The sequence below is a fragment of the Olsenella intestinalis genome, from assembly GCF_023276655.1.
Lineage (GTDB): Bacteria > Actinomycetota > Coriobacteriia > Coriobacteriales > Atopobiaceae > Olsenella_J > Olsenella_J intestinalis.
Genome location: NZ_JALGRK010000002.1, coordinates 805,087 through 817,444, shown reverse-complemented (window position 1 = coordinate 817,444; position 12,358 = coordinate 805,087). Strand labels below are relative to the sequence as shown.

Genomic DNA, 12,358 nt, shown 5'->3' with positions numbered 1-12,358 from the left:
CGTGGCGGGCGGGACGGGAGGGCGACCCGGGCGTCAGGCGGTCTGCGGGAAGATGTTCTCGGCGTTCATCGACTCGAGGTAGCGACCGTCGATTCCCTGTAGCTCGCGCGTCAGCAGGATGAAGCGCGCCCGGTCGTTCCTCAGGGGCGTGAACTCGCCGATGCGCTGCGGCAGCGGGTCGGTCACGTGCTGGTCGTGCGAGATGCAGCGGCCGCAGGTCTGCCAGATCCCGTCCGCGAACGACAGGCGCGCGTTGAGGGTGCCCGTCGCCCAGAGCTCGCGGCCCGCGATCATGGGGTCGTGCACGATGAAGTCCTGGCAGGTGGACTGTTCCCTCAAGAGCGACAGGCCGTGCTCGCGGTCCTGCTCGATCACCCAGAAGCTCGAGAAGAACTGCGTGTCGGCCAGCTGCTTGAGGCTGGGGTCCTCGGCCGCGGCGTCCTCGAGTACGGTCGTGCCTGCGAAGGGCGTGCCCGAGGGGTCCGGCTCGAGCACGAAGTCGTAGAAGCACCACTCGGTGAAGGAGCAGTTGACGGCATTCACCTGGGCAGAGGTCGGGTTGGGCATGTAGTTGATCGCGGGGTCGACGAAGGTCGAGAAGAGGTCCTTTGCGCGCTCGATGTCGCGTGGCCTCCTCTGCTCGAGTCGCCTGAGGATCCTGAGCGCCTCGTCGTGGTCCGCCGGTCTCTGCTGGTCCTTGTAGCGAATCATGTGGTCCCCCTTTGCGAAGTGGCCTCCAACGCGTGGGTGAACATGGTGGACTGCGCGACTTGTCCAAACGTGGCCCTCGGCTTGCGCCAGTCTGGCGCGCGCGGCGCGTAGCTGCGGATATGCGCGGGGGTCGGGAGGCAGGCTCTTCTCGGCTACTTGAAATCTCCTCATTTGGAAAAGGGGACGGGGCTGTGAGCTGGGGATATGTGGGGTGGTTGTCGGGTGGGGAGGCGCGGCGGGGCGGGGTGCGGTCGATTGCGGGTTTTTCTGTCCAAAGTCGCGCAGAATGCGTATTCTCGTAGAGCTGTGAGACGATTTCGCTCGCGGGCGCGCAGGCGCTTGCGGGCGTGGACATTGGAGGAAGCGTGTCGACAGACGAGCGTGCGGTGCCCATGGACCAGGCGAGCGTGACCGAGGCGGGCAATCCCGCCAAGCCGACCGGCGAGTTCGGCGCGGCCATGCTGCGGCGCATGAACGAGAGCCACGGCGACGTGACCGACTGGGCGCTCGACTACCTGGACTTCGACTCGAGCGACAACGTACTCGACATCGGCTGCGGGGGCGGTGCGACGCTCGCCAGGCTCGCCGGCCGGATGGGCGAGGGGTCGGGCCGCGTGACGGGCGTCGACCACAGCGAGGTCGCGTGCGCCGAGTCGCGCGAGCTCAACGCGGCCGAGATCGAGGCCGGGCGCATCCGCGTGGTGTGCGCCTCGGTTGCGGAGCTGCCGTTTGCGGACGCGTCGTTCGACGTGGTCACGACCATCGAGAGCTTCTACTTCTGGCCCGAGCCCGAGAAGAGCCTCGCCGAGGTCAGGCGCGTGCTCGCGCGCGGCGGGCGCTTCCTGCTCGTGGCGGACATCTATGAGAAGGACGACCTCGGCGAGGAGGAGCGCGCCAACATCGAGCGATACGGGCTTACCGTGCTCGATCCCGAGGGGTACCGCGCGCTCTTCTCGGCGGCGGGATTCGCCTCGTGCGAGGTGCACACGAAGGCCGGGACCGACTGGATCTGCGTCGAGGGCGTGGCGTAGGCGAGTCCGGCGACCAGGAGAGGCGAGGGGAGGACGACATGGCCGGCGACCATCTGCGACGGGCGCGCGTGAGCGTGGACGACCTGCCGCGCAGCTACGTGTGCTATGACCTCGAGACCACCGGGCTCGGAGCGGCGGCGCACGTGATCGAGATCGGCGCGGTGCGCGTGTTCGACGGGTGGGAGGACGAGCGCCTCTCGACCTTCGTGGCGCTGCCGGCAGGCGCGCGCATCGAGCCCGGGGCGCAGGCCGTGCACCACATCAGCGAGGCGATGCTTGCGGGCGCGCCGAGCCAGCGCGAGGCGTACGAGACGTTCTCCGAGTTCGTGGGGGAGCTTCCGCTCGTGGGGCAGAACATCGTGTCGTTCGACAACGGCTTCATCGACCGGATGGCCGCGCGCGCACGCATGCGCTCGGTGGTGGAGAACGGCAGCTTCGACACGATGCTCATCTACCGCGAGCTCGTGGGCAGGCCCGCGAACCTCGCCGCGATCTGCGCGCACTACGGGATCGAGAACGACCAGGCGCACCGCGCGTGGGCCGACGCCCGCGCCACGAGCGACTGCTACCAGGCGATCATTCGCGACATGCGCTCGCGCGCGGCGGTCGCCTTCGACCCTGAGGTCGGGCCCGTGGCGCACGAGCTGGACGGCGAGCTGGTGTGCTTCACCGGCAACACCTACGAGCACCCGAAGCGGCTCTTCGAGGAGATCGCGCTTCGGCACGGGGCGCGCCTCCACGAGCGCGTCATCAAGCGGGTCACGATGCTCGTCGACCTCGAGGGTCGCGAGAGCGCCAAGGTGAGGCGCGCCCGCGAGCTGGGGACGCCTGTGGTGTCCGCCGACGCCTTTCTCGCCCGCATGGGCCTGACGCAGGAGGACCTGCGGAGGTAGGCGCGCCTCTGGCGGCGCATGCCGCGTCTGCACGCGGTCGTCGCACGGCGCTGCTACACTGCACGTGACAGCCAAGGCCGACGTGCGAGGGGGAGCGCGATGCAGAGGGACGTGCCGGATTCGATCCAGGTGAGGGGCGCCCGCGTCCACAACCTGAAGGACGTCGACGTCGACATCCCGCTGAACAGGCTCGTGGGCATCGCCGGCGTGTCGGGATCCGGCAAGTCGAGCCTTGCCCTGGGCGTGCTCTACGCCGAGGGGTCGCGCCGCTACATGGACGCGCTCTCCACCTACACGCGCCGCCGCATCGGCCAGCAGGGCAAGGCCGCCGTCGACGAGGTTCGCCACGTGCCGGCCGCGCTCGCGCTGCGCCAGCGCCCGGGCGTCGGCGGAGTGAGGTCCACCTTCGGCACCTCGACCGAGCTCCTCAACCACCTGCGCCTGCTCTTCTCGCGCGCGGGCACCTACCGCTGTCCCAACGGGCACGAGGTCGGCCCGGGCATGAACGTGGCGCTCGAGGTGCCCTTCGTCTGCCCCGTCTGCGGCGAGGAGTTCTTCGGCCTCGGCGCCGAGCAGATGGCCTTCAACTCCGAGGGGGCGTGCCCGACCTGCCAGGGGACGGGCGTCGAGCGGCAGGTCGACCTCGACGCGCTCGTGCCCGACGAGTCGCTCACGATCAACGAGGGCGCCGTCGCGCCGTGGGGCAACCTCATGTGGGACCTCATGAAGCAGGTCTGCGGCGAGATGGGCGTCCGCCTGGACGTGCCGTTCCGCGAGCTCACGCAAAGGGAGCGCGACATCGTCTTCAACGGCCCGGCCGAGAAGAGACACATCCTCTACAAGTCAAAGAGCACCGACACGTTCGCCGAGATGGACTTCACGTACTACAGCGCGGTGCGCACCGTCGAGAACGCGCTGGCCAAGGTGAAGGACGAGAAGGGCATGAGGCGCGTCGAGAAGTACCTGCGCGTGGGGACCTGCCACGACTGCGGGGGAACGCGCGTGAGCGAGTCCGTGCGGCAGGTCACCATCGGGGGCATCAACCTGCCCCGGGCCTGCGAGAAGACCCTCGACGAGCTGGCCGCGTGGCTCGAGGGCGTGCCGGCCTCGCTTCCCGACGACGTGCGCCAGATGGCGGAGGCGATCGTGGACGAGATGCGCGAGCCCATCTGCCGTCTGCAGCAGCTGGGGCTCGGCTACCTCTCGCTCGACCGCGCGAGCGCGACGCTCTCGACCGGCGAGCGCCAGCGCGTGCAGCTCGCGCGCTCGGTGCGCAACCGAACCACGGGCGTGCTCTACGTGCTCGACGAGCCGTCGATCGGCCTGCACCCGTCGAACGTGGAGGGGCTGCTGGGCGTGGTCGACGACCTTCTCGCCGACGGCAACTCCGTCGTGCTCGTCGACCACGACGTGCGCGTGCTGCGCCACGCCGACCACCTCATCGAGGTCGGCCCCTCGTCGGGCGCGGGCGGCGGGCAGATAATCGCGCAGGGCACGGTCGAGGAGGTCGAGAAGAGCGCGGCCTCGAGGATCGCGCCCTTCCTCAGCGGCAGCCGCAGGGTGCGTGTCCGCGACCGCGCGCCCGTCGACGAGGTGTTCGCGCGCGGGTCGATCCACCTCGAGAGCGGGCCCATCCACACCGTGCGACCGCTCTCGGTCGACGTGCCGGTCGGCCGGCTCACCGCGGTCACGGGCGTCTCCGGCTCCGGCAAGACCACGCTCGTGCTCGAGAGCCTCGTGCCCGCGCTCAAGGCCGCGGCGGAGGGCGGTAGGCTGCCTAGCCACGTCCGCTCCGTCGACGCCTGCGGCATCCGGCGCGCCAACCTCATCGACGCGACGCCCATCGGCGCCAACGTCCGCTCGACCGTGGCGACCTACTCGGGCGTCCTCGACGACCTGCGTCGCACCTTCGCCGCGACGACCGATGCGAAGGCGGCCGGCCTCAAGATGGGAGCCTTCTCCTACAACACGGGCTCGCTGCGCTGCCCGCGCTGCGACGGCACCGGGCAGATCTCGCTCGACGTGCAGTTCCTGCCCGACGTCGAGGTGCCGTGCCCCGACTGCGCCGGCTCGCGCTACGCGCCTGAGGCGTGGAAGGTCCGCCGCCACACGGCGCGCACCGAGGCGGGGGAGAAGGACGATTACGTCTCGCTTCCCGAGGTCATGGGCATGACCGTCGACGAGTCGCTCGTGCGACTCGGCACGCTCAAGAAGGTGCGCACCAAGCTGCAGACCCTCTCTGACCTCGGGCTCGGCTACCTCACCCTGGGCGAGGCGACGCCTGCGCTCTCCGGCGGCGAGGCGCAGCGCCTCAAGCTCGCAAGCGAGATCGGGCGCCGCCAGGACGACGCGCTCTTCGTGTTCGACGAGCCCACGATCGGCCTGCACCCGCTCGACGTCGAGACGCTGCTGCACGTGCTCCAGCGCCTGGTGGACAACGGGGCCACGGTCGTCGTCATCGAGCACGACCTCGACATGATCGCGAACGCCGACTGGGTCATCGACATGGGGCCTGGCGGCGGCGAGGCCGGAGGCCGCGTCGTGGTCGCAGACGCGCCCGAGGCCGTGGCCGCCTTCCCCGAGAGCGTCACGGGTCGCTACCTCGCCGAGGAACTGAATTAGCTAACAAATCGCCGATTTCTTTAGGCTTTATAGCTAATACTCTCTAAAAACGATGATACCCTTCTGATCGTCTGGGGGCTGGGGAGCAATCCCCAGCCCGCCCCACGAGAGGAGTGGCGATGAGATACGTCTACGATGCTGTTATCGAGCGTGATGAGGACGGGTATGCAGTGAGCTTCCCGCAGTTTCCCGAGGCCGTCACCTTTGGAGCGACTCGCGAGGAGGCGTCTCGTCGAGCGGCGGAGGTTCTCGTCCTTGCCCTTGCCGAGCGAATCGAGGAAGGTGGGGAGATTCCGAGCCAAGAGAGGGTGGCGGAGGTTCTCTCGGTTGGAGTCGAGGTCACGGGAGATGACATCGACAAGAGCAAGTGTCTTACCATCGATCAGGCCGCTCAGGAGCTTGGGGTCAGCGCGGGCCGCGTGAGCCAGCTTGCCAGTTCGGGAAAGCTGACGGCCGTGACCTTCGGAAAGAGGCGCATGGTCACCATTGCGAGCGTGAATGAAAGGAAGGCCAATCCGCCTCTGCCAAGCCGCCCTCGCAAGGTCAAGACGGCTTAAGGTCCCTCGATCCACGTGACATGTAGGCGTGTTCAAAACCTAAGTCCCTTCGCTATAGGTTTTCTGACTTCCCATGAATAGCATCCGGTCGTTCGGGTATCTCGTATACCGTTGACTGCGAACGAGCGCCAGAAGCGGCGCACGAAGGAGAGAGGAAGTCGTTTTCGCATGAAGAAGTTCAAGACCGAGAGCCAGAAGCTCCTCGACCTCATGATCAACTCGATCTACACCAACAAGGAGATCTTCCTGCGAGAGCTCATCTCCAACTCCTCCGACGCCCTCGACAAGCTCTCCTTCACGAGCCTCACCGATAAGGACGTCAACGTCGACGAGCAGCTCGCGATCAACCTCGCGTTCGACAAGGACGCCCGCACGATCACCGTCTCCGACAACGGCATCGGCATGAGCGCCGAGGACCTCGACAAGAACCTCGGCACCATCGCCCACTCTGGCTCCGAGCAGTTCAAGGAGGAGAACTCCGACCACCAGGGCGAGGACGTCGACATCATCGGCCAGTTCGGCGTCGGCTTTTACTCCAGCTTCATGGTTGCCGAGAAGGTCACGGTTGCCAGTCGCGCCTATGGCCAGGACGGCGTCAACGTCTGGGCCTCCGACGGCATCAAGGGCTACACGGTCAGCGAGGCCACGGGCGACGACGTGCCTGAGGCCCTCGCCGCGCCTGGCGCGCACGGCACCGTCATCACGCTGTTCCTGCGCCCCTCGACCGAGGAGGAGGACACCGACCAGTTCCTCTCCGAGTGGAAGCTGCGCGAGCTCGTGCGCCAGTACTCCAACTACGTTCGCTACCCGGTCCAGATGATGGTCGAGAAGAGCCGCGAGAAGGAGAAGCCCGCCGACGCCGGCGACGACTACAAGCCCGAGTACGAGACCTACCAGGAGCTCGAGACCATCAACTCGATGACGCCGATCTGGAAGAAGCGCTCGAGCGACGTCGAGCAGAAGGACTACGACGAGTTCTACAAGACCACCTTCCACGAGTGGCAGGACCCGGCCCGCACCCTGAGCTTCCACGCCGAGGGCGCCCTCAGCTACGACGCTCTTCTCTTCATCCCGTCGGCTGCACCCTTCGACCTCTACAGCAAGGACTACGAGAAGGGCCTCGCGCTCTACACCTCGAACGTCCTCATCCAGGAGAAGTGCGCCGACCTCCTGCCCGACTACTACAACTTCGTCCGCGGCATCGTCGACTCTCCCGACGTCACGCTCAACATCAGCCGCGAGACCCTGCAGCAGAACTCGCAGCTGCGCGCCATCGCCCGCCGCGTCGAGAAGAAGATCCACTCCGAGCTCGAGTCCATGCGAGACAACGACCGCGAGGCGTACGAGAAGTTCTTCGAGAACTTCGGCCGCGGCCTCAAGTTCGGCATCTACAACAGCTACGGCTCCAAGTCCGCTGACCTCGCGCCGCTCCTGCTCTTCTGGTCGGCCAAGCACGAGAAGATGGTCACGCTCGCCGAGTACGCCGCCGAGATGGCCGACGGCCAGGACAAGATCTACTACGCCGCCGGCGACGACCGCGACCGTCTCGCCAAGATGCCCGTCGTCAAGAACGCCCTCGACCACGGCTTCGACGTGCTGCTCTGCACCCAGGACGTCGACGAGTTCATGTTCCAGGTCATGAGGAGCTACCACGTCGAGGGCACGGCCGGCGATTCCGAGCATGCTGGCACCGAGGCCCACGACGTCGACTTCGCCAACGTCTCCGCCGCCGACCTCGACCTCGCGACCGAGGAGGAGAAGAAGGAGGCCGAGGAGGCCAGCGAGAAGAACAAGGACCTCTTCAGCGCGATGTCCGAGTCCCTGGGCGACAAGGTGACGAGCGTCCGCGTCTCCGCCCAGCTCGGCGAGGCGCCCGCGCGCGTCTCGGCCGAGGGTCCCGTCTCCCTCGAGATGGAGCGCGTCCTCGAGCAGGGTCCCGACGCCGCGCAGGCCCCCAAGGCCCAGCGCGTGCTCGAGGTCAACGCCCAGCACCCCGTCTTCGAGAAGCTCGTCGCGGCCAAGTCCGCGGGCGACGACGACAAGCTCGCCCTCTACTCGAGCCTCCTCTACGACCAGGCGCTCCTCGTCGAGGGCCTTCCCGTCGATGACCCCGTGGCCTTCGCCCGCAACGTCTGCGAGCTGATGTAACGACCACAGGCGACAACAAGCCCGAGACCACGGGCGAGCGCGAGCGGCACCCTGACTGAATCGTGCGACCTTCCAGGCGCTCCGGACAAAGCTCCGGGGCGCCTTGTTTGTTGCGATGAGTGGACGGTCATGCTGTTGAGGCTTTCTCAGCCCGCACAACCTTGAATTTGCCATTAGTATTATGAATTCGTTATACTTTTGACATGACGAAGTTCGATGACATATATGGGTTGGCTGCTGACAACCACGGTCTCATCACCTCCTTGGAGGCGCGCTCTATAGGTGTGTCTAACAACGAGTTGGTACAGTACGCGCGTAGGGGCTCCCTCGAGCGCGTCGGTCAGGGTGTGTATCGCCTCTCTCGTCACGTCCCTACAGAGGCGGATCCTTATGCGATTGCGGTTGCACTGGTAGGCGAGGGGGCGTTTCTCTATGGTGAGGCGGTCATCGCGCTGCTCGGGCTCGCCCCAACGACGCCCGGCAGGATGCGGGTTGCAACAGCTAGGCGCGTACGGCGAACGCTTCCGGACTATGTCGAGGTGGTGCCCGTTCACAAAGGAGACCCGGTTGTTCGCTACGAGGGCGTTCCCTGTCAGCGGGTGGACGACGCCATTCGCGCTGAACGCGGCCGCATGCCAGACGATCGTCTTGCGGCTGCTGCGCGAGCGGGTCGTGCGAAGGGCTACATTACAAGGAAGGCATTTGACAGGCTTGTTGAGGACCTCGGAGGTGACGTTGGGTGAAGGTGCCGAATAGCAGGAGGAACCTCGACATTGCGATTCAGCGAATGTATGGTCTCGGAGACGAGTACATCTTGGAGGCGTTGAGGCCGCTGTCAACTGGACTAACGGGTTGATAGCACGAATTGCCTCCGCCAAATGACACGTCATGTCATCTCGACAAAGCTCATCGCAGTTTTGTAGCATGCCTGCCTACTCGGCGAACATGTTCCTCTCGGCGAACTCCGCCTGCACGGTCTTGAACATGAGGTCGACGTCCTCGAGTCCCAGGTGGCGCTCCTTCTCGTCGGCTGCCAGCACGCCGCGGCGGCGCGCCCACGACTCGAGCGCGGCGGGCCGCGAGTCGTGGGGGAGGGTCTTGTACTCGGGGTCGACGCGCCGGCAGATGTCGCGCGAGTCGATCACCACGATCTCGCCGGCCTTGCGCGCCTCGGCGTAGCCGTCGAGATGCAGGCGCAGCCACGAGTCCTCGAAGGCCGCGTTGTGCGCCATGATCGGGAACGTCTTGAAGGCCGCGAGCAGCGCCTCCTGCTCGCGCCTCGCCTCGCGGAACGGCACCTTGCCCTTGAGGTCGCCCCACGTGATCTGGTGGATGTCCGAGAGGGGCACGCCCTTCTCCTCGTACATCTTCGGCAGGCCGAAGTAGGCCGTGTGCCCGTCGTGCGGCTTGGTGGAGGGTGAGAGCTCCATGAACTCCATGCCCAGGTTGATGATGTAGCCGCGGTCGGGGTAGCGGTCGGTCGTCTCGATGTCGATGCCCATGACGAGGCCAGACACCGGCGCCTCCGTGTATGCCACGTTGAGGTCGGCGAGCATCGGGCCCGCAGACGCCTCCACGTCCGCCGGGCTGCGGTGCTGCATGCACGCCACGGCGCGCACCAGGTCGCCGTCGGCCATCTTGCGGTCCAGGTTCACGCCGTTCTCCCTGCGCAGGCGGTCCGCGCCAAACTTGTCGCAGATGATGCGGTTCTGGTCGGCCAGGTCCTGGATCACCTTGAAGCTGAACGGCTCCTGCCCGGGCTCGGCCCCCATCCACGCCGCGACGAGCAGCGAGATGGCCTCCTCGTTCTTGCGTCGCTCGTCGGTCAGTGCCCCGTCGTCGGTGAGGAAGCCGGGGAAGGCGAGTGCGTTTGCGTGCTCGAGTGCCTGTGCGAGGTTCATGCGAGTCCTAACTGGTGCGGCCGCGCGGCCGGGTCCGTCCGTGCACACCAGTGTAGGGCACTTCAGCCCGCTCGTCTGCGCCATATGGCGGTTGCCGAGAAGAGCGTGCCGCCGTCGCTCACGATTCGTCTGGCGCGCCTGAGTTGCCGTGCCCAAGGACCTGGTTGCGCTTGGGACGCGCGAGGAGTTCTGGGAGAGCGTCGCGCGCGCCGATGAGGACTACGCTTCCGGGCGCACCTACTCCGTCCAGGCTATGACAGAATCCCTTAGGTCCAAGCATGGGCTGTGGGGCAATCGTTACTGACGGGTCTTCGTCGCACGTGGACGCCGCTGCGGCGTTTCGCATTCGATGTGGTTCAGACTCGCCCGCACCGCGTCTGTCGTATGGGCAGACTCTGCGTTGCCCTCACGGTTACGGTTCCTTCCATTCGTCGACGCCTCGCGGCGGCCGCCACGACGTCGTCTCCTATTCGACCGGGCAAGAGGACGTTCCGTCTTTCCCACTTGTCCGAAACTACTGAAAAAGTTATGATATGAAGTAGATTCGGACGGTTGGGGGCACACGCATGAACGAAATCGTCGACATCGCCCGTTCTGGTGGCGGTCTGGTCACCACCGCGCAGGTCACCGCTGCCGGGATTCCACGTGCCCGCATCTCCGATCTTGTTAAGCACGGTAAGCTCGAGCGGGTCCAGCGTGGTGTCTACTGCCTTGCGGACGCATGGGAGGATGAGTTCCTCGCTGCCCAGCTGCGGTTTCCCAAAGGCGTTTTCTCTGACAATACGGCTCTATTCCTTCTGGGATATAGCGACCGATTGCCTTTCCGACTCACGATGACGTTTTCGCGCGCATATCGGGCGACAGCGGCGCGCAAGGCCAACATTGAGGTGCGTACCTGCTCGAATGGCGTCCTTGACCTCGGTGTGACGACCGTTCAAACCTCATATGGCAACAAGGTCCGCGCCTATGATGTGGAGCGCTCGCTGTGCGACATGGTCCGGGGACGTGCCGTGATAGATCAGCAGGTATTCAACCCCGCTATGAGGCAGTACGTTCGTGGTAACGATAAGGACCTCCGGAAGCTGTTGGAATACGCGCGAGCTCTTGGCGTGGAGCGCAAGATGCTCGGTTATTTGCAGGTGCTCCTATGAGGACGAGGAACTCCATGCTGCTGAAGGTTGCCATCCGTAACCGTGCCATGGCGGAGGCGTTCCTGTTCGAGTGGTGATGCAGCGCTATCTGCTTGAACGTCTGCTCGAGAGAATCGCTTGCTCGCCCAGGCGTGATTGCGTGATTATCAAGGGAGGAATGTTGATTTCCTCTCTTATCGGCGTAGACAAGCGAAGCACGAAGGATCTTGATGCGACCGTCAGGGGATAGTGCTGAAAGCTACTCTTAGTAAAACTGACTAAACTTAGTATCCAATCTACAGCTCGAGCGTAGTGGATCCTTCAACAGGCAATTCATCCATGATAGACAGCAAGAACGCTTTGCCTTCCGCATCTTCACAGTCAGAAACGGCATTCAATGCCGACATCACATCACGCCTGGAGAGTTCACTCCCCCAATAAGCGACAAGTGAACGAATCGCGTCATAATCACTAACAGCACAAAGGTTTCTGATTGCCATGCTCTTTTGTTTTATGCTCCCATAGTCTAAAAATGGCAACATTCTGGAAAACGCATCCGTTTGTGCGCGCAAGAAAGCTTGAGTGTAGGCCGGTTTGATAAGCTCAGGCGCAAGTCTCCCTACTACAGATATCACTTCGCCGCTGGTTAGCGGCGAAAGGAAATCGGCTAGAAAGCCGAGGCTTACACCATTGTTTGAAAGCAGTCTGAGTAAATCGTATGCCAAGCAACGGAAGGCAGATGCACGCCTGTGACCATTAGCAAAATGTGAAACACCGATCATTCCTGACGAATATTCGTGCAGTTGTAGCAAAGCCTCACAGGCAAGCCCTTTCACGTCATCAAGTGGAAGCAGACCCTCCGAAGCCAATGACCGACATACATCGAGCGATTCGGGAAAATGCTTATGAAAGCACTTTACCGATGACAGGGCATACGAATAGACGCTAATTCGACATCCTTGGCCCGAAACCAGTTTTGCATAGTCTACGGAATCAGTAAACCTATTGAGATATACTCTTGCGCGTCTGTCCCCCTTGGAATCATTTGTGAGCGGATTGACCTCACACTGCAAATTCGCTCCTCGGTCGATTAGATAACGAGCTATGGCACTGTTGCCGTAGCCCATTGCGATTGCTAACGCGCCGCTCGTGAACTCGAATGTGCAAAACAGCTTGTGAAGTTCATCGACACAGCTCAGGCTTATGTCGCAGTCTGAGCTACATGCATCCTCGAGCAGGCTGACCGCAACATCTGGACGAATTTTCGAAACGGCCGGCCTCAACAACTCCACGGCTGTCGCGTCGCCCTCCTTCAGCTTTTTTGAAGCTAAGCGGGCGATTTGTGGCGCAGAGCGTAAGACCATC

General features: G+C 64.2%; 11 protein-coding genes. 8 read left to right on the top strand and 3 right to left on the bottom strand.

Annotated elements, in window-relative coordinates; translation table 11 throughout:
• Window positions 1-33 precede the first annotated feature (33 nt).
• Window positions 34-711 (bottom strand): hypothetical protein, encoded by a 678-nt coding sequence (locus M5D76_RS08225; RefSeq protein ID WP_248922902.1) that lies wholly within the window; start codon window positions 709-711, stop codon window positions 34-36.
• A gap of 365 nt (window positions 712-1,076) precedes the next feature.
• On the opposite strand from M5D76_RS08225, the gene M5D76_RS08220 reads away from it, so the two are divergent.
• From M5D76_RS08220 to M5D76_RS08195, 6 genes are all read left to right on the top strand, one after another.
• Complete coding sequence (locus M5D76_RS08220) at window positions 1,077-1,742, top strand: class I SAM-dependent methyltransferase (protein WP_248922901.1); 666 nt, start codon at window positions 1,077-1,079, stop codon at window positions 1,740-1,742.
• Window positions 1,743-1,780: 38 nt separating this feature from the next.
• The gene (locus tag M5D76_RS08215; protein WP_248922900.1) at window positions 1,781-2,635 is read left to right on the top strand and encodes an exonuclease domain-containing protein; all 855 of its coding nucleotides are present in this window, start codon (window positions 1,781-1,783) and stop codon (window positions 2,633-2,635) included.
• A gap of 99 nt (window positions 2,636-2,734) precedes the next feature.
• Window positions 2,735-5,257 carry an excinuclease ABC subunit UvrA gene (locus tag M5D76_RS08210; RefSeq protein ID WP_248922899.1) on the top strand — a complete coding sequence of 841 codons (2,523 nt, stop codon included), beginning with the start codon at window positions 2,735-2,737 and terminating at the stop codon, window positions 5,255-5,257.
• A 119-nt stretch (window positions 5,258-5,376) separates the two neighbouring features.
• A complete protein-coding gene (locus M5D76_RS08205) occupies window positions 5,377-5,814 on the top strand; it encodes a type II toxin-antitoxin system HicB family antitoxin (protein ID WP_248922898.1) in 438 nt (145 codons plus the stop codon).
• A gap of 168 nt (window positions 5,815-5,982) precedes the next feature.
• Window positions 5,983-7,962, top strand: coding sequence for a molecular chaperone HtpG (gene htpG, locus M5D76_RS08200; protein ID WP_248922897.1), 1,980 nt, complete (start codon window positions 5,983-5,985; stop codon window positions 7,960-7,962).
• Window positions 7,963-8,165: 203 nt separating this feature from the next.
• Window positions 8,166-8,705 carry a type IV toxin-antitoxin system AbiEi family antitoxin domain-containing protein gene (locus M5D76_RS08195; protein WP_248922896.1) on the top strand — a complete coding sequence of 180 codons (540 nt, stop codon included), beginning with the start codon at window positions 8,166-8,168 and terminating at the stop codon, window positions 8,703-8,705.
• A 189-nt stretch (window positions 8,706-8,894) separates the two neighbouring features.
• On the opposite strand, the gene M5D76_RS08190 is transcribed toward M5D76_RS08195, so the two are convergent.
• Window positions 8,895-9,863 carry a 3'-5' exonuclease gene (locus M5D76_RS08190; RefSeq protein ID WP_248922895.1) on the bottom strand — a complete coding sequence of 323 codons (969 nt, stop codon included), beginning with the start codon at window positions 9,861-9,863 and terminating at the stop codon, window positions 8,895-8,897.
• A 566-nt stretch (window positions 9,864-10,429) separates the two neighbouring features.
• Here M5D76_RS08190 and M5D76_RS08185 point away from each other — a divergent pair.
• Window positions 10,430-11,014, top strand: a complete 585-nt coding sequence (locus M5D76_RS08185; RefSeq protein ID WP_248922894.1) for a type IV toxin-antitoxin system AbiEi family antitoxin domain-containing protein — start codon at window positions 10,430-10,432, stop codon at window positions 11,012-11,014.
• A 76-nt stretch (window positions 11,015-11,090) separates the two neighbouring features.
• Window positions 11,091-11,243: a nucleotidyl transferase AbiEii/AbiGii toxin family protein gene (locus M5D76_RS09340; protein WP_428847243.1), complete on the top strand. Its 153-nt coding sequence runs from the start codon at window positions 11,091-11,093 to the stop codon at window positions 11,241-11,243.
• Between the two features lie 46 nt (window positions 11,244-11,289).
• Here M5D76_RS09340 and M5D76_RS08180 read toward each other — a convergent pair whose 3' ends face one another.
• Window positions 11,290-12,357 carry a hypothetical protein gene (locus M5D76_RS08180; protein WP_248922893.1) on the bottom strand — a complete coding sequence of 356 codons (1,068 nt, stop codon included), beginning with the start codon at window positions 12,355-12,357 and terminating at the stop codon, window positions 11,290-11,292.
• Window position 12,358: the final 1 nt, after the last annotated feature.

What these genes read in the sequence shown, in the direction of transcription:
- M5D76_RS08225 (WP_248922902.1), bottom strand. Translation starts at nt 711, where the DNA reads ATGATTCGCTACAAGGACCAGCAGAGACCGGCGGACCACGACGAGGCG.
- M5D76_RS08215 (WP_248922900.1), top strand. Translation starts at nt 1,781, where the DNA reads ATGGCCGGCGACCATCTGCGACGGGCGCGCGTGAGCGTGGACGACCTG.
- M5D76_RS08210 (WP_248922899.1), top strand. Translation starts at nt 2,735, where the DNA reads ATGCAGAGGGACGTGCCGGATTCGATCCAGGTGAGGGGCGCCCGCGTC.
- M5D76_RS08205 (WP_248922898.1), top strand. Translation starts at nt 5,377, where the DNA reads ATGAGATACGTCTACGATGCTGTTATCGAGCGTGATGAGGACGGGTAT.
- htpG (WP_248922897.1), top strand. Translation starts at nt 5,983, where the DNA reads ATGAAGAAGTTCAAGACCGAGAGCCAGAAGCTCCTCGACCTCATGATC.
- M5D76_RS08195 (WP_248922896.1), top strand. Translation starts at nt 8,166, where the DNA reads ATGACGAAGTTCGATGACATATATGGGTTGGCTGCTGACAACCACGGT.
- M5D76_RS08190 (WP_248922895.1), bottom strand. Translation starts at nt 9,863, where the DNA reads ATGAACCTCGCACAGGCACTCGAGCACGCAAACGCACTCGCCTTCCCC.
- M5D76_RS08185 (WP_248922894.1), top strand. Translation starts at nt 10,430, where the DNA reads ATGAACGAAATCGTCGACATCGCCCGTTCTGGTGGCGGTCTGGTCACC.
- M5D76_RS09340 (WP_428847243.1), top strand. Translation starts at nt 11,091, where the DNA reads ATGCAGCGCTATCTGCTTGAACGTCTGCTCGAGAGAATCGCTTGCTCG.
- M5D76_RS08180 (WP_248922893.1), bottom strand. Translation starts at nt 12,357, where the DNA reads ATGGTCTTACGCTCTGCGCCACAAATCGCCCGCTTAGCTTCAAAAAAG.